This is a genomic window from Gemmatimonadota bacterium, assembly GCA_009841265.1.
Taxonomy (GTDB): domain Bacteria; phylum JAAXHH01; class JAAXHH01; order JAAXHH01; family JAAXHH01; genus JAAXHH01.
This window is the reverse complement of record VXMB01000014.1, coordinates 78964-101212: the sequence shown is the minus strand read 5'-3', so window position 1 is coordinate 101212 and position 22249 is coordinate 78964. Positions and strand designations below refer to the sequence as shown.

The 22249-nt window shown below is 63.3% G+C and carries 18 protein-coding genes; 12 read left to right on the top strand and 6 right to left on the bottom strand.

The features are described 5' to 3' along the window. On the bottom strand, positions 1–705 hold the full coding sequence (locus F4X08_13140; GenBank protein MYD26747.1) for a GWxTD domain-containing protein: 705 nt from the start codon (positions 703–705) through the stop codon (positions 1–3). A 1047-nt stretch (positions 706–1752) separates the two neighbouring features. Here F4X08_13140 and F4X08_13135 point away from each other — a divergent pair. Further along, a complete protein-coding gene (locus tag F4X08_13135; GenBank protein MYD26746.1) occupies positions 1753–2802 on the top strand; it encodes a Gfo/Idh/MocA family oxidoreductase in 1050 nt (349 codons plus the stop codon). A 28-nt stretch (positions 2803–2830) separates the two neighbouring features. Then, a complete protein-coding gene (locus tag F4X08_13130; GenBank protein ID MYD26745.1) occupies positions 2831–3652 on the top strand; it encodes a phytanoyl-CoA dioxygenase family protein in 822 nt (273 codons plus the stop codon). A 90-nt stretch (positions 3653–3742) separates the two neighbouring features. Here the strand turns inward: F4X08_13130 and F4X08_13125 are convergent, their stop codons facing one another. The 3 genes from F4X08_13125 to F4X08_13115 form a co-directional block, all read right to left on the bottom strand. Beyond that, on the bottom strand, positions 3743–4765 hold the full coding sequence (locus F4X08_13125; GenBank protein MYD26744.1) for a LacI family transcriptional regulator: 1023 nt from the start codon (positions 4763–4765) through the stop codon (positions 3743–3745). A gap of 414 nt (positions 4766–5179) precedes the next feature. Next, positions 5180–6223, bottom strand: a complete 1044-nt coding sequence (locus F4X08_13120) for a LacI family transcriptional regulator (GenBank protein ID MYD26743.1) — start codon at positions 6221–6223, stop codon at positions 5180–5182. Positions 6224–6390: 167 nt separating this feature from the next. Continuing rightward, positions 6391–7434, bottom strand: a complete 1044-nt coding sequence (locus F4X08_13115; protein ID MYD26742.1) for a LacI family transcriptional regulator — start codon at positions 7432–7434, stop codon at positions 6391–6393. Positions 7435–7729: 295 nt separating this feature from the next. On the opposite strand from F4X08_13115, the gene F4X08_13110 reads away from it, so the two are divergent. Continuing rightward, the gene (locus tag F4X08_13110; protein ID MYD26741.1) at positions 7730–9118 is read left to right on the top strand and encodes an amino acid permease; all 1389 of its coding nucleotides are present in this window, start codon (positions 7730–7732) and stop codon (positions 9116–9118) included. A gap of 109 nt (positions 9119–9227) precedes the next feature. Here the strand turns inward: F4X08_13110 and F4X08_13105 are convergent, their stop codons facing one another. Together F4X08_13105 and F4X08_13100 are read right to left on the bottom strand one after the other, a co-directional pair. Then, entirely contained in the window at positions 9228–10460 is a 1233-nt protein-coding gene (locus tag F4X08_13105) for a nucleoside permease (GenBank protein MYD26740.1), read from the bottom strand. 38 nt (positions 10461–10498) lie between these two features. Further along, the gene (locus tag F4X08_13100) at positions 10499–11419 is read right to left on the bottom strand and encodes a hypothetical protein (protein MYD26739.1); all 921 of its coding nucleotides are present in this window, start codon (positions 11417–11419) and stop codon (positions 10499–10501) included. 332 nt (positions 11420–11751) lie between these two features. Between F4X08_13100 and F4X08_13095 the strand changes: the two genes are divergently transcribed. The 9 genes from F4X08_13095 to F4X08_13055 all read left to right on the top strand — a co-directional run bounded on the left by F4X08_13095 (position 11752) and on the right by F4X08_13055 (position 21853). Then, positions 11752–12414 (top strand): peptidylprolyl isomerase, encoded by a 663-nt coding sequence (locus tag F4X08_13095; protein ID MYD26738.1) that lies wholly within the window; start codon positions 11752–11754, stop codon positions 12412–12414. A 55-nt stretch (positions 12415–12469) separates the two neighbouring features. Continuing rightward, positions 12470–15034, top strand: coding sequence for a peptidase M14 family protein (locus F4X08_13090; protein MYD26737.1), 2565 nt, complete (start codon positions 12470–12472; stop codon positions 15032–15034). Positions 15035–15067: 33 nt separating this feature from the next. After that, the gene (locus F4X08_13085; protein MYD26736.1) at positions 15068–16051 is read left to right on the top strand and encodes an amidohydrolase; all 984 of its coding nucleotides are present in this window, start codon (positions 15068–15070) and stop codon (positions 16049–16051) included. 61 nt (positions 16052–16112) lie between these two features. Next, positions 16113–16901: an SDR family oxidoreductase gene (locus F4X08_13080; protein MYD26735.1), complete on the top strand. Its 789-nt coding sequence runs from the start codon at positions 16113–16115 to the stop codon at positions 16899–16901. A gap of 136 nt (positions 16902–17037) precedes the next feature. Then, positions 17038–17424: a cupin gene (locus tag F4X08_13075; GenBank protein MYD26734.1), complete on the top strand. Its 387-nt coding sequence runs from the start codon at positions 17038–17040 to the stop codon at positions 17422–17424. A gap of 8 nt (positions 17425–17432) precedes the next feature. Then, a complete protein-coding gene (locus tag F4X08_13070; protein ID MYD26733.1) occupies positions 17433–18320 on the top strand; it encodes an NAD(P)-dependent oxidoreductase in 888 nt (295 codons plus the stop codon). Between the two features lie 7 nt (positions 18321–18327). Beyond that, positions 18328–18924 carry a hypothetical protein gene (locus F4X08_13065; protein MYD26732.1) on the top strand — a complete coding sequence of 199 codons (597 nt, stop codon included), beginning with the start codon at positions 18328–18330 and terminating at the stop codon, positions 18922–18924. A 242-nt stretch (positions 18925–19166) separates the two neighbouring features. Continuing rightward, positions 19167–19889 (top strand): ribose-5-phosphate isomerase RpiA, encoded by a 723-nt coding sequence (gene rpiA / locus F4X08_13060; GenBank protein MYD26731.1) that lies wholly within the window; start codon positions 19167–19169, stop codon positions 19887–19889. Then, positions 19886–21853: a heme lyase CcmF/NrfE family subunit gene (locus F4X08_13055; protein MYD26730.1), complete on the top strand. Its 1968-nt coding sequence runs from the start codon at positions 19886–19888 to the stop codon at positions 21851–21853. The genes rpiA and F4X08_13055 overlap by 4 nt, the downstream gene beginning before the upstream one ends. Positions 21854–22249: the final 396 nt, after the last annotated feature.

The following is a 22249-nucleotide window of genomic DNA, read 5'->3' as shown; positions in this document are numbered from 1 at the left end:
TCAATACACCCGATAGAGCTGATACCTGCCATAGCCGTCGAAGTCCACGAAGACGAAACTACGGCTTATGTTGTTGTAGTGCCATACCTGGTACGGATGGGAGAAGGACCGGTCCCAGGTATGCCGCTCTATCTCGTCCGGCGGTCCGTAGACGATATAGACCCGGCCCTGGTCGCTGCGCCAGCCTTTCCGGAGTCCGTCGTCGAAGTTTTCGTTCGCGTACGCGATCCGCCTGTAATAGGTGATCATGTGCTCGTTCCGGTCCGTTCCGGGCGTGGGGTCCCGGCGTTTCCAGAACGCTTCCAGGGCGACTTTCTGTTCTCCCGCGGGCGCGTCCCTGTACTCCTTCAGCGTATCCAGCTCGTCGTTCTTGGCGATATACCTCAACTGCTCGGTGATCTCCCTGAAGTTCCTGGCCGTCGTCAGGGGCAGCAGGAACTGCCAGGTGATATGGAACTCCGATTCGGCTTTCGCCCGGTTTCTGACGGCGCGGTCATCGACTTCAATCTCGAGCGTGTACACCCCCTGGGGCAGGTCGCTGGTATCGAACCGGCCGCTGTACGCGCCGATATGGCCCTGCCGGTCCAGGGGTTCCTCCCGTTCCAGCACAACTTTGCCCGTCGGCGACTTGATCTTGTATACCGCCGAAAGCGGCAGTTCCGCCTCCCCGGCCGCGTCCGAATACACCTCGTAGTAGATGTACATGTCGGTATGGTCTTCGCCGAAGGCGCGGGTCAGGTTGGGTACGATCCGGATGCCCCTGCGTTCCAGGCCGACATTGGAAGACCCTTCCAGTACCAGCCCGGCGAACTGTATGTCGCTTACGCTGAGCCGGTCCCTGTAGTAGTCGGGCACTTCGAAGGGTCTGGCCATGTCATGCTGGCTGCCGGTATCCTGGTCGTAGAGCTTGATCTCGAGGTCGTACTCGCCCGGGGGAAGGTAGGTGGTATACAGCTTTGCACGGGAATGGTCCATCATCCGCATCTCGACTTCCGTATCCACCAGGACCGAATCCCGAATGGTCTCGGCGGTCACCTGGTAATCGTCATCGTCGATCACGATCAGCGAGAGTTCGAAACGGGCTGCATAACGGTCCCCGGCCCTGACGAAACTGAACAGTTCGTTTGAAAGGCGGTAGTAGCAGTCGACACGCGTGCTGTCCACCGTATCGCCCCGCGAGGTGACAATGTCCACCACGGCGAGGCTCGGATTGATCCTGCCCGATTGGTCCGGAACGCGGTCCGCCGGAGCCGCCGCAGGGACAGCCGCAGGAGCGTCCGCCGGAGCGTCCGCCGGAGCGTCCGCCGGAGCCGCCGGAGCCGCCGGAGCAGCGAGCACTGTCATGGCCGGTACCGCGAGCAGCATCGTTACGGCCGGCATCACGAGCCCTGAGAACACCTTGATCCACCTTCCAGCGCCGAACATCGAACCTCCACAGCGAACAGAAAAGGCGCGCGGTCTCGCCGGTGCGGACCTCGATCGCAAACGCCCGCCAAAGCGCCTTCCCTGGTGCCTTGATAGAGTTGTGTCGGGGTTTACCTTGCAATATATTTGCATTTCGTCGACCGGCAAAAGTATTATTTGCATCCGAGCGCGTCGCGCATTCGCGTGATCGTTCCTTATAGTATTGAATACAAATCCATCGATTCAGTTCCCCGTATCGGCCTACCCTTCGGCGAAACGGTCGTGGCGGTTCATTGGTAAACGAGGTCCGCAGCATAAAGATCCGCAACATGAAGAAAGGACGTAAGTGTGCCTAAAACGAAGGTCGGTTTCATCGGTGGGGGCGGCATCGCCCGCGAACACATGCAGCACCTGTCCGCAATGGACGACGTGGAATTGGCGGCAGTCTCCGACATCAGCGCCGCCGCCCTGGATGCCTGCCGGGAAACGTATGGCATTCCCCACTGTTTTGAGGACTACCGGGAATTGCTGGAGATGGATTCGATCGACGCGGTCACCGTGGGCACGCCGAACAGCGTCCATTGCGAACCGACCATCGACGCGCTGCGGGCCGGCAAGGACGTCCTGGTGGAGAAACCCATGGCCATCACGGCGGATGAAGCCGCGGAAATGGTTAAGGCAAGCCGGGACACGGGCCGCATCCTGGTGATCGGTTTTCAGCACCGGTTCGCGCCCGAGGCCCGGATGCTCAAGCGCTTCATCGACCGGGGGGAGTTCGGGAAGATCCTGTACGGTCGATGCCTGGCCCTCCGCCGCCGCGGGATTCCGAACTGGGGTGTCTTCGGCCGCAAAGACCTTCAGGGCGGAGGCGCGTTGATCGATATCGGCGTGCACATGATCGAAGCGGCCCACTATCTCATGGGCTCTCCCCAGCCCGTAAGCGCCTTCGGGAGCGCCTACACCTACCTGGGAGACCGGCCCAGCGACACGGTTTCCATGTGGCCCGACTGGGATCACGAAACGTACTCGGTCGAGGACCTGGCGGTGGGGATGATCCGGTTCGACAACGGTGCCACGCTCTCCGTGGAGGCTTCCTTCGCGGCCCATATCGGGAAGGGAGAATGGACGTTCTCGCTGATGGGCGAAAAAGCCGGCGGCCAATTCAGTCCGCCCCGGGTCTTCAAGGACCAGTCCGGCACCATGATCAACATCAAGCCGGACTATCTACCCGATATGGATGGTTTCCGCTTCAAGATGGAACATTTTATCGATTGCGTGCGGACCCGGAAACCGTCCGAGGCGCCAGGTGAGCACGGCCTTCTCGTGCAACAGATCCTGAACGGCATATACCGGTCCGCCGAGACGGGCCGTGAAGTACCCATAGAGCCCTTGATCTGAGCCGCAGGAAAGACCGGGAGGAGTTGCGTTGTTCACCGACGATCAGTGGTCTTGCTGGGACGAAAACGGCTACGTAATCATACCCGATGCCGTACCCGCCGCTCACCTGGAAGCCACGATTTCGGCCATCGCCGCGTTCCTGGACCTGGACCCCCGGGATCCGGAGACCTGGTACGCCGATCCGCCCCGCCGTCTCGGCTTCGTCGAAATGTACCATCACCAGGCGATGTGGGACAACCGGCAGCATGAGCGGGTATACGAGGCGTTCAAGACCCTGTGGAAGGAAGAGAAGCTGTGGGTGAGCATCGACCGGGCCAACATGACGCCGCCGGAACGGGAAGACCGGCCGCACGGGTTTAAAGAGTCACTGATTCACTGGGATATGGACACGGCGGTCCATTCCAGGACGTTCAAGGTCCAGGGCGTGCTGTACCTGACCGATACGGACGTCAACCAGGGCGGCTTCCAGTGCGTGCCGGGGTTCCACAGGCGGTTTTTCGAATGGGTAAAGACCCAGCCTCCCGACCGCGATCCCATGCGGCCGGACATGACGGGGCTGGAACCGGTCGCCATCCCCGGAAAGGCCGGCGACCTCCTCATATGGCACAGCCTGCTGCCCCACGGGAACAGCCGAAACACCTCGGACAGGCCCCGCTGGAGCCAGTACATTTCCGCGAGCCCGAGCGTGGAGGATGACGAGAACCTCCGGCAACACCGCGTCTCGCTCTGGAGGAACCGCAAGAACCCGGACGCCTTCCCGGGCGATCCACGCGGCGTCGAGCGCAGAAGCGGTCCCGCGCGTCTCACCGCGCTGGGTCGCCGGCTGCTGGGCCTGGACCGCTGGACGTAAAGCGGCCGCGCGCTGAGAGGAGATGTATTCGGTAGGCCGGGACCGGAACGAGAATCCATGGGGAGAGCACGCCAGAAAGCCGGGCAGGACCTAGTCCTTGTTCCCGCCGCAGGACTCCCGGACAATGAGGCGGGAGCGGAGCGTGACCTGCTCGACCGTGTCTTCTCCGCCGATCTTGCGCAGCAGCAGATCCATCGCCGTTCCGGCTATTTCCTGGTAAGGGACGGCCATCGTGGTCAGTGCAGGCGACAGGTAGGCCGATACGTCAATATCCCCAAAACCCACCACGGCCACGTCTTCCGGTATTCGAAATCCCCCGTCGCGCAGGCCGCGGCACACGCCGATCGCCGTGTAGTCATCCCTGCAGAGCAAGGCGGTGAACCGGTCCCGCAGGTTCAGTCCCTGGATATAGCCGCCTTCGCCGCGGCTGCCCAGAGGAGGGATGATCTCATGGGCCAGGTCGTTGTCCCCCATCGCCCTGCAGTAACCTCTTCCCTTGGACGAAACCGGGCTTTCGAGGTCCAGGTTCCGGCCGATGTACCCGATCCTCCGGTGGCCCAGTTCTATCAGGTGGTTCGTCGCGTGATAAAAGTCGGCCTCGAGATCCAGCACGACTCCGCTGATATGCTCCGTGGGATAGTGGTACGTCACCACGGGTATGTGGTTCCGCACCATGTCCCGTATCCGGTCCGATTCCCCCCGGTCGCCCCGTGTGTTGATCAGGAGCCCGTCGACGCCCCTTGAGATCAACTGCCTGATCTGCATGCCCTGGTCGTCCTGAGAAGACCGGGAAGTCCGGTTCACGGCCATGCCCATCAGCAACTGATAATGCTCGCGCTCGGCCGCCCTGAGAATCTGTTCCGTCTGGTTTCCGTAGGTTTCAAGGGAAATCTGGTAGGTGAGCAAGCCCAGCGTGCCCGTCTTGCCCGTTACGAATCCCTGCGCCATCAGGTTGGGCGTATACTGCATCTCGTCCGCGGTCTGCTTCACGAGCATCCGGGTCTTCTCGCTGACGAGATAGGCCGCGCTGCGGGACAAGGCCCGCGAGACCGTGGAGTGGGAGATCCCCAGTCTCTGTGCAATGTCCTTGATAGTGACCTGCTTGACTCTCATGGACCGATCCGATCTAACCGAGGGCCGATCTGGCACAGTCTGCAATCCCACGCCTGAACGGACCGGAGGGACCGGTCCGTGACCGCGCAGGAAACCAGGACGGCCGGGTCAGGACGTGAACGCACGGGTTGGAATGACGAAACGCGTTTTCGAATCAGTACGATAGCGGAGAAAGACACCACCCATAAAGATAAAATGGGGTGGTTTCGTGTCAAGGACGTTGAGATCGCGGCGGGAAGGACGTTTTGCGGCGGTACCCCAGGCTGCGGGAAGGTTGGCCGGCGGCGTTAGGACGGGTAGCGGCGCTAGGACGGGTAGCGGTGGAATCCCGGGCGCCGGGAAGGTTGGCCGGCGGCGGAATCCCGGGCGGCGACCGGAAGGACGGCGGCGACGAGACCCCGGACCCCGCGCGGGTCACCACGGCATCGCGGTGGGGTCCACGGCGCCGGATCCACAGGATTCCCGTACGATCAGATTGGACGCCAGCACGATCTGACACGCCACCTCCCGGCCTTCGAGTATCTTCACCATCAGTTCCATCGCCGCGCGCGCGATAGCCCTGGTGGGCGTCGACTGCGTCGTAAGCGCGGGCGTCACGAATGCCGATACGTCCGAATCACCGCTGCCCACGACGGCCACGTCGTCGGGCACGTGGATACCCGATTCGCCCAGGCCGCGGTATACGCCGATGGCCGTGTAGTCGCTGCAGCACAGGAGGGCGGTGAACCGGTCCTTTACCTCCCTGGACAGCCGATAGCCGGATTCCGTCTGCTGGCGGCCGACGGGCAGGCAAACGGGGTGGAGGCCGTGTTCGGTCATGGCCTTGAAATAACCCCGGCCCCGGGCGGCGTCATGGCCGGGGCCTTCCCAGTTCTCGCCGAGGAACCCGATGCGCCGGTGACCCAGCGCGATCAGATGCTCCGTTGCCCGGTGGAATCCCGACGCGTAGTCCAGCACCACGCCGGGGAAGCCCTGGGCGGGATGGTGAAAAGTCACCACGGGCACCCGGTCGTCGACTGCGGACAGGATACGCTCCGACTCTCCCTCGTCGCCCATGGTCTGGATCAGGAGTCCGTCAATGCCGCTTGATATGAACTGCTCCATCTGCGCGGTCTGGCCGGTCTCCGGGGACAAGGCGCTCCATTCGGCGGACATGCCCACCAGGAGCCGGTAGTTCCGTTCGTCCGCGGCCCGCAGGAAGCTTTCGATCTGCGTGCCCGCTTGCTCCTGGTAGCTTTCGCCGGCCAGCAGGCCCAGCGTACCCGTTTTTCCCGTGGCAAATCCCTTGGCCATCAGGTTGGGCCGGTAGGAAAACTCCTCGGCAACCAGTTCAACTCGCCGGCGGGTTACCTCGCTCACCATGTGCGACTTGTTCCGGGACAGGGCGCGAGAAACCGTGGTATGGGAGACGCCCAGTGTTTTCGCGATGTCCTTGATCGTCACCCGCTTCTTTCTCATCGGCCCTTCCGCACCGGTTTCCCGGACGTGTTCCGGGCAGCCGGTTGTCGGTTTGAAGGCCGGGGCCGGCGCCCGTTTTGTTGATTTGAGCAGCGTATTACACACGTTTGCAAAAACGAATCTGGTCAGATCCGGTGCACGTGTCAATCGGTTTTTTCTGTGTGGTCTTATCCCGCGCCGCAGGATTCCCGGACGGAAAGATGGGGTGTGAAGACGCTTCGCCGCGGGCCGGGGCGGCCGCGGATCTGGTGAAGGATGTCCTGTACCGCCCGGGCGGCCATATCCTCGAACGGGATGGATAGCGTAGTCAGGGATGGCCTGACGTAAGCCGAGACCTCGCCGTTTCCGAATCCGGTTACCGCCATGTCGCCGGGAACCCGCACGCCGGATTCGATCAGTCCCCTGCAGACGCCGAGGGCCGTGTAGTCAGAGCAACATGCAATGGCCGTATACCGGCCGTGCAGCGCCCTGCCCAGGTTGTATCCGGACCGGGCGCTTCCGGAATCGACAGGAACGATACGAGGCGTCAGTCCGTGCCTGCGCATCGCGCTGCGGTAGCCCTTTACATGGGACCGAGGACCGCCCGAGCCGATCGGGTCTTCGCCCAGGAAACAGATCCGTTCATGGCCGAGCCCGATTAGATGCTCGGTGACCGCCTGCATGCCCGGGGCCGGGTTCAGGAGAACACTCGAAACATCGTCGACGGCGTATCCAAAGGCCGCGACGGGCAGTTTGCCTCCCGCGGAATGGACGATCCGGGCCGACTCGCTTTCATCGCCCAGGGCCTGGACCAGGATGCCGTCTACGTCGCGGGCCTTCAGATGCATGAACTGATCGATCTGTTGGGCCTGTGCGGACCGTTCGGCACTTTCCGTTTTCCCGGAAGATGCGGTCCGGCTCGAGACCGCCGCGACCAGCACCTGATAACCTTCTCGAGCGGCGGCCTGCACCAGGTGGTCGATCTGCCTGCCGGTGAATTCCTGGCCGATCCGGTTGGTCACCAGCCCCAGGACGCCTTCCGTACCCTGCACGAAAGCCTGGGCCAGGAGATTGGGCGAATAGTCCATCTCCGCCGCGGTCCGCCTCACGAGCAGACGTGTCTGTTCCTTTACAAGGTGGGACATGCGGGGAGACAGTGCCCGGGAGACCGTGGAGTACGAAATGCCCAGCCGCCTGGCGATGTCCTTGATCGTGACCGGCCTGTTCCTCACGGGTCTGGCTCCCGTGGCTGTGCGCGGCACACTACGGCGGGCTGAGTCAATGCCTTGTCCATCCAGCGCACACGTGTGTATAGGCGGCCGTGACGATACGCTGGTTCATGGATAGTGTATCTCGAGTGCATTTGCGGTGATCCGGATCTTAAGGTGTGGATAAGCGGTGTGGGTATCCTGCGAAAGGTAGGTATCTGCCGGGACGCTTGTCAAGCGGCAAGGTGGGCACGCACCCGGCCCGCCGGCCGTGGCCCGCCGGGAATAAAACTGTGGCGTACCTTTTCCATCGGATGGTATCTTCTTTTCCGTGAAACCCGATTCATCCAGTCCTTTCCAGCTCGAAACCGAACTCAGACGCGATCTGGGCGTGGTATCCGCCACGACCATCATCGTCGGCGGCATTATCGGTTCCGGCATCTTCGGCGCGCCGGCGGGCATCGCCCAGCAGCTCGGCAACCCCGGCCTGTTCCTACTGGTGTGGATCCTGGGCGGGGCGTTGGGCTTCGCCGGAGCCCTGTGTTTCGCCGAGCTCGGCACCATGATGCCCCGGAGCGGCGGGCAGTTCGTCTACCTCAACGAGGCCTTCCCGCCCATCGTGGCCTTTCTCTACGGATGGGTGGAATTCGTGCTGCTCCAGAGCGCCGGCATGGCCGCCATCGGCGCTATATGCACCAGCTACATGGGGTATTTCATCCCGGCGATCTCGTCCCAGATCACCGTGCTGGAACTCGGCCCCCTGAACATCTCTTCCCAGCAGGTCGCCGTCTGGGCGCTGATCCTGTTCCTCTGCTACGTCAATTATGTCGGCGTCCGTTTCGGCGGACTGGTGATGAACCTGACCACCTTCGCCAAGGTAACGGCCCTGGTCGGCCTGGCGCTGCTGGCCGCCTGGATCGGCGGAAACAGCGAACATTTCATGCCGCTGGTGCCGCCGGACATCGACTTTAGCATCCTGGCCGTGCTCGGACCTGCGATGATCGGCGGGCTCTTCGCCTACCAGGGCTGGGTCAACACCAACATGGTCGTGGGCGAAGTGAAGGATCCCCAGCGTATCCTGCCCCGGGTGATCTTCTTCGGCCTGGGCCTTTGCACGCTCGTATACCTCGCGGTCAACTGGTCCTACCTGTACGTCCTGAGCATCGGCGAGATCGCGGCCTCCGAGCGCGTGGCGGCCGACGCGGCGAGCCGGCTGATCGGCCCCGTGGGCGCGTCGCTGATCTCGGCGGCCGTCATGATCTCGACCTTCGGCACCATGAACGGCACCATGATCATCACCCCGCGGATCCCCTACGCCATGGCGAGAGCGGGCCTGTTCTTCAAGTGGTTCACCCACGTCCACCCCCGGTACCGGACGCCGTCCCGCGCCGTCGTGGCCGTGTCGATCATGGGTTTCGTGTGGACCTTCCTGGGCGGCTTCCAGGCCATCATCAACGCATTCGTCTACGTCGTCTACCTGTACTACGGGCTCAACGTCCTCGCCCTCATCGTGCTCCGGCGCAAGCATCCGGACGCCCGCCGGCCGTACAAAGTCCCCGGCTATCCCTACGTGCCGGTGCTGTTCCTGGTGGTGGTGGCATGGGTGGTGGTGACGGTCGTCACCCAGAACTTCCTGCAGGCGCTGCCCGGACTGGGATGCCTGGGCCTGGGCGCCGTTGTTTACCTGGTCTGGTTCCGGAAAGCCTGACGCGATAGGTCCCGCGTCGTCCCGGCACCGCGGCATTCCGGCCCATCTGCCCGACGCTGTTCACGACCCGCCGCACCCCACTTCCCTTCGTACCCCCCGACAGGCTGTTTTACCCCGAGAGGCTCTTTTGCTCAGACGGATTCTTTCCCTCTTTGAATCCTGCCGCGAAGAGGATCAGGACCACTATGACCAGGGCGGCGGGCAGGATCCAGAAAACCTGCCAGTCCGACAGGCTCAGGCTCCCCGTCGAACCGAGAAAGGCATTGTAGACCCGGCCGGCGATCTGGGCGCCGATCAGCATCCCCAGTCCGCTGGAAACGAGGACGAACAGCCCCTGGGCCTGTCCGCGGTTCGCGGGCGTCGCCTGCTGGTCCATGTAGACGTGGGCGGTCACGAAGAAGAAGTCGTAGCAGATGCCGTGGAGGATGATCCCCGTAACGATCAGGGTCCACAGGGCGTCCGGCGCGCCGAGGGAGAACAGACCGTACCGGACGATCCAGGCGGCCATGGCGATCAGCAGCATCCGCTTCACGCCGAGCCGCCGGAAGAAGAAGGGCATGCACAGCATCAGGAAGACCTCGGAAAACTGGCCCAGGGTCTGGGTGCCTGCGATGTTCGTGAAACCCGTCGCGCCGAGGTAGATCTGCGTGAAGTTGTAGTAGAAGGCCAGCGGGATGCAGAGGAGCAGGGCGCTCAGGATGAACAGGTAGAACGACCGGCTTCCCAGTTCCTGCAGGGCGTCCAGCCCGACCACGGACCGCAGCGACGCCTTCCTCCCCGCGGCGGCCGGCGGCGTGCGGCCGAGCGTGAAGCTGTACAGCCCCATGACCAGGCCGGCGACCCCCGTCGTATAGAGCGGCCAGGCCGTCTCCTCGGGAATGACCCCGCCCGTGAACAGCCCCAGGACGAAGCTGATGAAGAGGCCCGCCGCGATCCAGCCGATCGTGCCAAACACCCGGATCAGGGGATACTGTGCTTCCCGGTCCTCGACCCGGTGAAACGTGATGGCGTTCACCAAGCCCAGGGTCGGCATGTAGCAGATGTTGTAGGCCAGCAGGAGGAGGATGAAGAGGAGCGGCGAATCCACGGCCCGGGGAACGAGCAGCATGACGCCGCCCGCGAGAATGTGCAGCCAGCCGAGGATCCGTTCCGGAGCGAAATAGCGGTCCGCCACCAGGCCCAGGAAGAAGGGGGAGATGATCGCGGCCACCGGATTCACCGTGTAGGGCCAGTGGGTCAGGTCTCCCATCCCGTGGGCGCTCATGTAGACGGCGATCGTCGTGAACCAGGCCCCCCAGATGAAGAACTGGAGGAACATCATGAGACAAAGGGATGGGGACATGGAATCCTGGTTCTATCGGCCGGCTGTGGACACCGGGATTATCTGCCGACCTTGTAGCCGTAGCCTACGGCGATCCACGCCTTGACCGGCTGCTGCCTCAAGGTGGCGGGATGATATCTGGAAGCGTAGATCTTCTGAAGCAGCAGATCGTCGATCTCGGCGTACCCGGTCGATTCGATCATGGTGGCGTCCACGACCTCCCCCTGTTCATCGATCAGCAGCTCGAACCGGACGATGCTGTCCTTCACGTGGCGCAGATTCCGCGGGATTTCCCTCCGGGAGATGCTCATGTTGAGGCGGCGCGGTATGGGCGGCGTGTCGTATTTCCAGGTGCCGTCGCCCCCTTCGCCGAGGCCGCCCGTACCACCGCTCCCGCTTCCCCCTTCGACGCCTCCCGCGACGCCCGAACCTGCTATGCCGGTCTCGTCGCCGGGTTCGCTATCGGTATCCATGGCGACGGCCACGGCCCTTTCCATCTCCTCCTGGGAAGCGATCTCGTGCTCCTCGGCGATCAGGCTGTCGTCGATCGGTTCGGGTATCCCTACGACCACGGGAACGGGCACGCCCTGGCTCATGATATCGTCACCGGGGTCCTCCGGCGGCTCGAGCCGTCCGGGGCGGCCACCACCCTGCTCCGACGTGAGCAGCCTGGCGGGATCGATGAGGTCGATCAGGTGATCGGGATAGGGCAGGATCTCAAGCTCCACCATGGGCTCGAAGTCGATCTGGCTGTAGATGTATATGCCACCTGCGGCGAAGAAATGCAGGAAGGCGGCGAACCAGACTCCGGCGCCGAGAAACCGGCGCGAGAACCGCTTCAGAGGGTGGGGAACCAGATCCTCGACCTCGTACCGATCCAGGTATCGTCCGATCCGGTTTGCGTACTGTGCGGGCCACGCGAACCATGCGAACCATGCGGTCCGTTCGGACCGTGCTGGCCGTTCAAATCGCCTGTTCATGGGAGGTCATCTCGGGGCCGGCCACGAAGGCCCGACGGGAGAAAACTGACGGCTCGATTTATGCTCATAAGTTCCACCGCGCCTGTCGTACTGTCAAGGTTTTTGCCCGTGTCGACAGGGTGCCGGAACCCCATTGACTGCAACCATAAAACGCTTGACAGGGACCCACCCCGGTTTCATCATGCCATACGTTTTGAGGTTCGTCCCGCCTTGCCGGGTGAACCGGTATCCGCTGCTGTTTCCACGTATTCACGACAGTGTTCATCCCACGGTCATCCGGACCGGGCGTCACGGGTGGCCGTGATGCCGTTTATCGGACGGGGATCATGCTCATGAGAAATCCGGTGACTGGAACGAAACGCATCCTGGCCGGGCTGCTGCTCTACGGTCTCATCGGCGGACCGGGCGGCCCTGCCATCCCGGGCGGATCGGGCGGCCAGGTCCACGCCCAGGAAGAGGAAATCACCCTGGAGATGACCACGGAAGCGGGGACCATCGAAATCGTCCTCGACCCGGCCCGGGCACCGGTTACCGTGGCGAATTTCATGCGGTACGTGGATGCCGGACAGTACAACGGCGGGGTGTTCCACCGGACAGTGACCATGGACAACCAGCCGAACAACGACGTGAAAATCGAGGTGATACAGGGCGCCGTAAACCCCGATTACCGGGACGACAGCTATCCGCCCAACAGCGGATTCGATCCGATTTCCCTCGAACGGACCTCCGCGACCGGACTGAAGCACGTCGACGGGGTCATCTCCATGGCGCGCATGGGGCCCGACACGGCGACCTCCGGGTTCTTTTTCTGCATCGGCGACCAGCCCGAACTGGATTTCGGCGGCAAACGCAACCCGGACAGGCAGGGATTCGCCGCCTTCGGCCGCGTGACCCGGGGCATGGACGTCATCCGGAAGATCCAGATGTCCCCCCGCGAAAACCAGCGTCTCACGCCGCCGGTCGTGATCACCAGGGTGGAGCGAAAGACCAGGTAGGCCGCACCGACAGGACAGTAACGGACAGGACAACCTCGGACAGGAGGAGCGCTTCATGGCCGATCGCGTTGAGCGGCCGGAATCCTTTTTCGGCTTCCGGCTCGGCGACGACCGCAAGATGGCCCGCTGGGACCGCATCGCGGAGTATTTCTACCTGCTGAACCAGCAGAGCGAGGACATCCGCGTGGTCAACCTGGGTCCCACGACGGAGGGTAACCCCTTCCTGATGGCCATCATCACCTCCGCGGAAAACCAGGCCAGGCTGGAGGAGCTTCGGGAGGTCAACGGGCGGATCGCCGATCCGAGGGGCCTTTCCGATACCGAAATCGACGGCTTGGTACAGGAAGGCAAGGTCATCGTCTGCCAGTCCATGAGCCTCCACGCCAATGAAATCGCCGCGACGCAGATGGCGCCCCAGCTTGCCTACAACCTGGTGACGGGCGAAGACGAGGCCACGAAGCACATCCTGGAAAACGTAATCTTCCTGATGGTGCCCTGCTTCAATCCCGACGGGCAACTCATGGTGACCGACTGGTACAACAAGCACCTGGGCACGGACTACGAGGGATGCGACCTGCCCTGGCTGTATCATCGGTACTGCGGACACGACAACAACCGGGACGCCTTCATGCTAAACCTGGTGGAATCGAAGTACATGGCCCGGATCATGTTCCAGGACTGGCATCCCCACGTCTTCCAGGACCACCACGAAATGGGCGGCTATCAGCCCCGCCTGTTCGTCTGCCCCTATTGCGAACCCATTCATCCCCACGCCGACCCGCTCGTATGGCGCGAGATCAACTGGTACGGGGCACACATGGTCTACAAGCTGGAGGAAGCGGGTCACCAGGGCGTCATCAGCGGCGCCATGTTCCCAGCCTGGTACCATATGGGATTTCACTGGCTCGGCAACTACCACAACATCGCGAGCCTGCTTTCCGAAACGGCCCAGGCGAAACTGGCCAGTCCCCTCTACGTGCATCCCCATCAGCTCAGGGGCGAGGACGGAAACACCCTGCACACACTGCCCCATTACAAGCCGCAGACCAATTTCCCGAATCCGTGGCCGGGGGGCTGGTGGCGGTTGCGCGACATGGTGGACCAGCAGCTCGTCGCCGCCATGGGAATCATGGACATTGCGGCCCGGTGCCGGGAAACGGTGCTGCGTAACGCCGTGCAGAAGGCCCTGCACCAGACCCAGAGGGGCCGGGATGACGATTCCGCGGGTTTCTTCATCCGCCCGGACCAGCACGATCCGGCCGTCGTGACCCACCTGGTGAACGCCCTGCTTCGCCAGGGCATCGACGTGCAGCGCACCCGGACCCGGGCGACGGTGGGAAGCAGGGTCTATCCCGCGGGTACCTGGTTCATATCCAACGCCCAGCCCAAGCGCGGCGTGATCAAGACGCTGCTGGAGCAGACATTCTGGCCGGACGACGCCTGGGCGCGCAAGGCCGACGGCTCGCCCACCAGGATCTTCGACACGACGACGGACACGTTGGCGGAGATGATGGGCGTCCGCGCGGAACCGGCGGAAGTGCCCCACGCCGCCCTGGACGAGGATGCCCTGAACCTGGACGTCGTGACCGAACCGGCGCCGGCGAACGGTGCGGTGACCGGCGACGGCGCGCACGGCATGGCCATCGACCCCCGTTTTAACGCCGCCTTCGCCGCGGTCAACGCGGCTCTCGATGCGGGTGCGGAAGTCTGCCGTGCCACCGGTTCCCTTTCCGTGGGCGGCCAAGGCATGTCGACCATTCCACCCTTGCCGCCCGGCGCCTTTATCGTCAGCGGGATCGACCAGGCGATGTCCGAGGAAATCGTTCGGGCTGCCGGCGCCGCCGGGTACCGCCTCGAAGCACCGGTGGAAGGCGAACCCGTCGGGCCGCCGCGCATCGCCATGTACCAGCGGTACTGGGGCGGCAACATGCCCGAAGGCTGGACCCGCATGACGCTGGAACAGTCGGGTTTTTCCTATCGCTCCGTACGGGACGCCGATATCCAAGGCGATCTAAGCGACCTCTGCGACGCGTTCATCCTGCCCGACGACACGATGGACATGATGGCCGGCACGGAACAGGAGATCGAAAGACGCCTGAAGACCGTGCCCCAGCCCGAAAAGTACCGCAGCGCCCTGGGTGAATCGGAAATCGAGGCCATCGGCACCTTCGTGGAGAAAGGCGGTACGCTCGTGGCCGTCGGCCGCGCGTGCCAGCTTCCCATCGAGAAGTTCGGCCTCCATATCACCGACGTAACGGCCGGACTGCCGGAAAGCGCGTTCTTCTGCCCCGGTTCCATGCTGCGGATCCGGGTCGACAACACCCACCGACTGGGATACGGAATGCCGGAGCGGGCCCTGGCCATGCACCGCGGCAGTCCCGTGTATTCGATCAACCCGTCACACTTCAACGACCGGTACGAGGTGGTCGCCGGCTATCCCGAAAATAACCTGCTCGAGAGCGGGTGGCTGATCGGCGAGGAACACATCGCCGGCAAGCCCGCCATGATCAGTGTGCGCCACGGCGAAGGACGCATCGTACTCTACGGGTTCCAGGTCAATTTCCGCAACCAGACCCACGGCACCTTCAAGCTGCTCTTCAACGCGTTGTACGGGAGCTGACACGCAAGCGAGCGGAGAGGACAGGCCCACCCCATGCCCATCGTCGATTTTCACAACCACGTCTATCCGCCCCGGTACGTCGAGGAGATCCGGAAGGGACCCAGCGCGTACACGGTGACCGACGACGAAGACGGCAACCCGGTCCTGCACTCTCCCGGCGACTACAACATCCTGGTGCCCGGCCACCGGCTCATGGACGTGCGCCTGGAGGTCATGGACGAGGCCGGCGTCGACACGCACGTCATCACCTTCACGGCGCCGGGCACGCTCATCGAGACGCCGGACCGGTCCGCCGAACTCAGCAGCAAGGTCAACGATCTATTCGCCGAGATACAACAGGCGCATCCGGACCGCCTGCCGGCCCTGACCACGCTGCCGCTGAACAAGCCGGAGGCCTGCGCCGCCGAACTGGAGCGGGCCGTCGGTTCGCTGGGCCTCAAAGGGGCGTGCGTGTACAGCAACGCCAACGGCGTGGCGCTCAGCGATCCTTGCTTCTGGCCCATGTACGAGATCGCGGACGATCGTGAAATGGCCGTCTTCATCCATCCCACCTTCCCCCTGGGCGTGGAGGCCATGAAGGACTACATGCTCATGCCCGCGGTGGGGTTTCTCATGGATACGACCCTGGCCACGGCCAGCCTGCTCTTCAGCGGCGTGGTGGAGCGCTTTCCGAACATTCGCTGGGTGCTGGGCCACCTGGGCGGCGCCGTACCCTACCTGGCCGAGCGCTTCGACCGGTGCTACGAGGCCTTTCCGCAGTGCCGCGCCAACCTGGAACACCATCCCACGGTCTACCTGAAGAACCAATTCTACTACGACACGGTCAATTTCGACGTGGACGCGCTGCATTTCGCCCTGGGTTTCGCCGGCGCCGATCGTATCCTGGCCGGGAGCGACTATCCCCACCAGATCGGCAGCATGCCGAAGATGATCGAGAGCATCAACGCGATGGAACTGTCCGAAGAAGACCGCACCGCTATCCTGGGAGGGAACGCCGTTCACCTGCTGGGGTTGTGATCGATCCGCCGCCGGCCGAACCGCGGGCGGCGGCAACTCGATCAGTTCGGAAACGGAAGTCATGGACCTGAAAATCCGTGGTAAAAGAGCAATCGTCACCGGCGCCAGCCGGGGCATCGGGCGTTGCTGCACGCTGGCCCTGGCCCGGGAAGGCGCGCGCGTGTGCGTCACGGCCCGAAACCGGGACCTGCTGGACGAGGTGATCCGGGAAATCGAAGCGGCGGGCGGAGAAGGACACGCGGTCACCGCCGACCTGACCTCGCTGGACGACTGCCGCAGGGTGGTCCTTGAAACCGCCGACGCCTTCGGTGGTATCGACATCCTCGTCAACTGCGCCGGGGCGGCCCGGGGAGGCGACATCCTGGAACTTCCCACGGAACAGATCGACGAGGGGATGGTGCTCAAGGCCCACGGATACCTGAGGATGGCGCAGCTGGTGATCCCGTACATGCAGGAGAACCGGTGGGGGCGCATCGTCCATATCGCCGGCAGCGCGGGAACGAGCCCCGGACGCGGCAACATTCCCTTGAGCCTGGCCAACATCTCCGTCCTCAACTGTACACGGGCCCTGACGGACGCGGTATCCGGCGACGGCATCCTGGTCAATGCCATTTGTCCCGGCATGACGAACACCCAGCGAGCCCGGGACCTGCAGCAGGTGGAGGCCGACCGACAGGGCCGCGGCGTCGAGGACCTGCTTCGCGAAGCCGGCGAGCGGCTTCCCGCCGGCCGCATCGCGGAACCGGAGGAGATCGCCGCCGTGGCGACTTTTCTCGCGTCCGAGCCCTGTTCCTATGTCTTCGGTACCGCCGTCTACATGGATGGCGGCGAGCGGCGGGGCACGCCCTGATACCGTCTGGGTGAGCGGCGGGGCACGCCCTGACGACGTTTGGGACAGAATCCCGACGTCTGTCGCCCGCCTCTGTCAAACTGTCGCGCTTCTCTGTCGTCAATAGCTGTCGTTTCCAATAAAAAGGAGAACCACCATGGCTGAGAACACTTCCAAGTCCTTCGCGGCACACGCGGACGGCGCGGACTGGGTCAAGGGCCTGCGGCCCTATTTCGTGTACCGTGATCTGGGCATGAAGTCCGCCACCGAAGGCCGGGTGATGGCCCACGTCATCCGGGCCGCCCAGTCCTGCGACGGCCCCATCGGCTATCATTCCCACGAACTCGAGTTCCAGATGAACTACCTGCTCAAGGGCTGGGCGCGCATCGAACTGGCGGACGTGGGCGAGATCGAGGTGACCGCGGGCGACGCGTGGTACCAGGCGCCCGGCGTCGCACATGAGTTGATGGAATACTCCGACGATTTCGAAGTCATCGAGATCACCATACCGGGTGACTTCCCGACCATCGACGAAACGCGTTAGGACAGCCCATGAAAGTAGGATTCATCGGGCTGGGCAACATGGGCAACCCCATGGCTGCCAGCCTCCTGCGCGCCGGACACGCCCTGCGCGTCCACGACCTTGAACAGGAAAAGGCCGATAACCTGCTGGACGCCGGGGCTTCCTGGGCTTCGTCTCCCCGCGAGGCGGCCTCGGACGCCGACGCGGTCCTTACCTCGCTCCCCGGTCCCGCCGCGGTGGAAAAGGTCGTCCTGGGCGAGGACGGCGTGTTCGAAGGGCTTGCCAGCGATACGGTCTTTATCGACACGAGCACCGGCGAACCGGAACTCATCCGGCGCATCACCCGGGAAGGCGCGGCACGGGGAATCGACGTGCTCGACGCGCCTGTCAGCGGCGGGGTATTCGGCGCCAGGGACGCGACCCTGACTGTGTTCGTCGGCGGCCCGCAGGCGGTGTTCGACCGGTACGAACCCCTCTTGCGCGCCGTGGGCGAAACGGTCGTCCGCATGGGGGATACCGGCAGCGGCGTCGCGACCAAGCTGGTGAACAATCTCATGATGTTCATCAATTTCATCGGCGCCTGCGAAGGGATGGCCATAGGCGCGCGGGCGGGCATCGATCCGCGTAAGTTGATCGACGCCATCCGGCCGAGCATGGGCCAGAGCCGGATGATGGAGCGGTGCCTGACCCGTTTCCTGGACGACCAGTCACTGTATTCCGCCGTCGACCTGGGGGTGAAGGACATGCACCTGGGCGTCGAGCTCGGGAGGTCACTTGACGTCCCGTTGGAAATCGCCCCGATGGTCGAGGACCTCCTGAGGCGTTTCCAGGACCGGGGGAACGCCCAGGCCGACCTCCTCGAATACATCGGAGATTACCTGAAGCGGGCGGGCGTCGACCCGGCCGGAAAACCGTGAGGAAAACATGCGCTGGAAAACAACTTTCATCCTGACCGTATTTCTGGTACCGGGCGCCGTCATGCTGAGCGCCGTCATACTGGGCACCGTCATGCTGAGTGCCGCCTTTCCGGGCGCCGCCGCTGCGGACGCCAGCCCGGCTTCGACGGCCGCGAGCACGATCGACGACGCGAGCACGATCGACGACGCGGCCGCCAGCCCGCAGTCCGAGGCCGGGTCGCTCGATATCCGGGGCGCCTGGAAACCGGAATCGTACCGGCTCAAATCCGGACCGGTCCACGAGGTGACCGGCCTGATCGCCTTCACCGAAAAAGACTGGTCGGTCCTCTTCTTCATCGTGACCGACGAGGGCCCGCGGAGGGGATCCGGCGAGGGCGGCACCTACACGCTGGAAGGGGACAAGCTGACTTTCCGCCACCTGTACAACCTCTCCGGCGGCCACGCCGTCGACGGTTTCGAGGCCAGCGAGCTTTCGATGAGGGTGAGGCCGGCGGATGCCGAAGACGCGCCCGCCGAACCGTGCACCATCACGATAGAGGATGATCTCCTGACCATCTTCTTTCCCAGCGGAAACCAGATGACCTTCCGCCGCAGTTCCCGCTGAAGCACGGGCCGTCCCACGACTCACGACACGCCGGCGGCTCCATACTTCTGCCGGGCCGGTTCGCGCCGCCGGCCCGCATCTCCGGCCCACGGCCCGATCTTACGCCGGCCATCCCTTTCTGCCATACGCGCAAACTTCCGGATACGTGCGCTTAAGGAACCGGAATCAGTTGACTTGAACGGGCAATCCGGCTTATCTTTGGACGCTGTCATATAGCCGGATCGAGACCCGGAAACCAGTACATGTCATCCGAAAACCTGACCCGAGACATGAAGAGGACCGTCGGTATCGAAGCCGCCCGTATGGTCGGCCCGGGCGACGTGGTCGGACTGGGCACCGGATCGACGGCGGAGTTCATGATCGAGGAACTGGGACGGCGCGTGCGCGAGGAGCAGCTGGATATCGTCGGCATACCCACGTCCTTCGACGCGTCGGTGCTGGCCCGCGGGAACGGCATTCCGACGGGCACGCTGGACGACGTGGACCGGGTCGACATCGCTGTGGACGGCGCGGACGAGGTCGATCCCGCGATGAACCTGATCAAGGGCCGGGGCGCCGCCCACCTGCGCGAGAAGATCGTGGACGGCATGGCCGAGCGGTTCATCGTCATCGTGGACGAATCGAAACTGGTCGAACGGCTTGGCACGCAAAGCCCCGTGCCGCTGGAAGTCCTGCCCATGGCCGTCCAGCCCGTCATGCGCGCGGTCGAAACGCTGGGCGCAGAACCCGTGCTTCGGATGGCGGCCCACAAGGATGGTCCGGTCATTACGGACCAGGGGAACATGGTGGTGGACGCCCGTTTCGACGGGATCGACGACTCCGGTGAGATGGAGCGCGTGCTCAACAACGTACCCGGCATCCTGGAGAACGGCCTCTTCGTCGGACTGGCGACCGAGGTCCTTGTCGGGAGGATAACCGGCGAAGGAAACATCGAAGTGGAAAGAAGAACACGAGTCCGTAAATGAACGATATCGGATACTTCAGCCTCCTGCTCGCCTTCATGACGGCAGCCTACGGCGGCGTAACCAGCGTGGTCGGCGCCCGGGCGCGGAACCCGCAGATGATCGCCAGCGGAGCCCACGGCGTCCTCGCCACCTTCGGCCTGCTGACCCTGTCGTCCATCGTGCTGATATACCACCTGTACACGGGCAACTTCCAGGTGGAGTACGTCGCCTCCTACACCAGCAGCACCCTGCCTGAGTTCTACCGCGTCACCGCGATGTGGGCCGGGCAGAAGGGCTCCCTGCTCCTGTGGGTATGGACCCTGGCCCTCTTCGCGCTGGTGGTGCACCTGACGAACCGGGACCGGAACCAGACGCTGATCCCCTACGTCCACGCGGTGATGATGTCAGTGGTCCTGTTCTTCATCGCCCTGCTCGTCTTCATGGCCGATCCCTTCGAACTGCTGCCCTTCGTGCCCGCCGAGGGCCGCGGCCTGAACCCGGTACTGCAGATGCCGCTCATGATCATCCACCCGCCCATCCTCTACCAGGGCTACGTGGGGACCGTGGTCCCCTTCGCCTTCGCCATTGCCGCGCTGATCACGGGGGAACTGGGCGACACGTGGATCCGGACGATCCGCAGATGGACCCTCTACGCCTGGTTCTTTCTCGGTTTCGGTCTGATGCTGGGTGGCCGGTGGGCCTACGTCGAGCTGGGATGGGGCGGTTACTGGGCCTGGGACCCCGTGGAGAACGCGGCGCTCATGCCCTGGCTGACCATCACGGCCTTTCTCCATTCCGTGATGATCCAGGAGAAGAAGGGCATGCTGAAGATCTGGAACTTCATCCTGATCATCCTGACCTTCGGCCTGGTCTACTTCGGCACCTTTCTCACGCGGAGCGGGGTCGTCTCATCGGTCCATTCCTTCACCACTTCGGGCATCGGCCCCATGTTCCTGGGTTTCGTCATCGTCTCGATGGTGTTGTCCTTCGGACTCCTGATCAGCCGGCGCAACGCCCTGAAGGCACGCAGCGAACTCGACTCCTTCGTTTCGCGGGAAAGCAGCTTCCTGCTGAACAACCTGGCTCTCGTCGGCGTGTGCTTCGCCATCCTGTGGGGCACCATATTCCCCGTGCTTTCCGAGGCGGTCAGCGGGGAGAAGATCACGGTGAGCGCGCCGTACTTCAACCAGATCAACGTGCCCCTGGGCATTTTCCTGCTCTTCCTCACGGGCGCGGGTCCGCTCTTCGCCTGGCGAAAGACGTCCGTGCAGAGCCTGAAGCGGCATTTCTCCATTCCCATAGCCTGCTTCCTCGCCGCGGCCGCCATCCTGCTCGCCTTCGGCATCCGGCACGTCTACGCCGTGCTTTCCTTCAGCATGTGCGCCTTCGTGGTCGGCGCCATCGGTCTGGAGTTCTACCGCGGTGCCCGCGCACGCCGATCGACGAACGAAGAATCCTGGCCCGCGGCGTTCTACCGCCTGGTCATGAGCTACAAGCGCCGGTACGGCGGTTACGTCGTCCACATCGCCATCGTGCTCCTCTTCGTGGGCTTCACGGGAAAGGCGTTCGACCGGGAGGAGAATTTCGCAGTCCGGGAGGGCGAGTCGTTCCAGATCAAGAACTACACGCTGGACTTCGATTCCCTCACCGAGACCAACATGGGCGAGTACGTGTCCTACGCCGGCATGCTCCGCCTTTCCGTGGACGGCGAGCCCGTCGTGATGATGGCCCCGGAGAAGCGTCTCTACCCCATACAGGACCAGGTGACTTCGGAAGTTTCCATCTGGTCGACGGTGAATGAGGACCTGTACGTAGTCCTGGCGGAACTGAACGAAACGCTTGACGTAGCTACATTTAAGGTCTACATTAATCCATTAGTTAACTGGGTATGGATCGGTACGGCGCTGCTCATGCTGGGGACGATCATCCTCTTCCTGCCGGATCGATTCGGACGTAAACCAGGCACACGCGAACGGCCCGCATAGCCGCGTCGCAGTTCGAAGAACGACAACCCGGATGATGCACCGGTAGCTATATAATGTAAGACCTGATTGGGTAACTCGATAAGCAGGATGGGGGCGCTCGGGAGGAAGAACGGGCGCATTGGAACACGGATTTCACAAGCAAAGCGCATGACCGACACCGTTCCTGGCGAACAGGTGGAATCAGAATCAGTTCAACTTCAGATTTTACTGTGATGAATTATGCACGCACTTTCCCGGCGCCGGAAGGCGAAGGAACTTTCTTAAGCGGATATCACTGCAAACGCTTGACGGCAGATCGTCGGGAATACGCGCATAAACGCCCCTTCGGTGGAACGGTTCGAAAGATGCGGGTGCCAACCCTTCCTCACCCGTAAGCATAACGCCCCTGCCGGCGAA

What these genes read in the sequence shown, in the direction of transcription:
- F4X08_13055 (MYD26730.1), top strand. Translation starts at nt 19,886, where the DNA reads ATGAACGATATCGGATACTTCAGCCTCCTGCTCGCCTTCATGACGGCA.
- F4X08_13085 (MYD26736.1), top strand. Translation starts at nt 15,068, where the DNA reads ATGCCCATCGTCGATTTTCACAACCACGTCTATCCGCCCCGGTACGTC.
- F4X08_13070 (MYD26733.1), top strand. Translation starts at nt 17,433, where the DNA reads ATGAAAGTAGGATTCATCGGGCTGGGCAACATGGGCAACCCCATGGCT.
- F4X08_13140 (MYD26747.1), bottom strand. Translation starts at nt 705, where the DNA reads ATGTACATCTACTACGAGGTGTATTCGGACGCGGCCGGGGAGGCGGAA.
- F4X08_13125 (MYD26744.1), bottom strand. Translation starts at nt 4,765, where the DNA reads ATGAGAGTCAAGCAGGTCACTATCAAGGACATTGCACAGAGACTGGGG.
- F4X08_13080 (MYD26735.1), top strand. Translation starts at nt 16,113, where the DNA reads ATGGACCTGAAAATCCGTGGTAAAAGAGCAATCGTCACCGGCGCCAGC.
- rpiA (MYD26731.1), top strand. Translation starts at nt 19,167, where the DNA reads ATGTCATCCGAAAACCTGACCCGAGACATGAAGAGGACCGTCGGTATC.
- F4X08_13065 (MYD26732.1), top strand. Translation starts at nt 18,328, where the DNA reads ATGCGCTGGAAAACAACTTTCATCCTGACCGTATTTCTGGTACCGGGC.
- F4X08_13095 (MYD26738.1), top strand. Translation starts at nt 11,752, where the DNA reads ATGAGAAATCCGGTGACTGGAACGAAACGCATCCTGGCCGGGCTGCTG.
- F4X08_13090 (MYD26737.1), top strand. Translation starts at nt 12,470, where the DNA reads ATGGCCGATCGCGTTGAGCGGCCGGAATCCTTTTTCGGCTTCCGGCTC.
- F4X08_13105 (MYD26740.1), bottom strand. Translation starts at nt 10,460, where the DNA reads ATGTCCCCATCCCTTTGTCTCATGATGTTCCTCCAGTTCTTCATCTGG.
- F4X08_13075 (MYD26734.1), top strand. Translation starts at nt 17,038, where the DNA reads ATGGCTGAGAACACTTCCAAGTCCTTCGCGGCACACGCGGACGGCGCG.
- F4X08_13100 (MYD26739.1), bottom strand. Translation starts at nt 11,419, where the DNA reads ATGAACAGGCGATTTGAACGGCCAGCACGGTCCGAACGGACCGCATGG.
- F4X08_13120 (MYD26743.1), bottom strand. Translation starts at nt 6,223, where the DNA reads ATGAGAAAGAAGCGGGTGACGATCAAGGACATCGCGAAAACACTGGGC.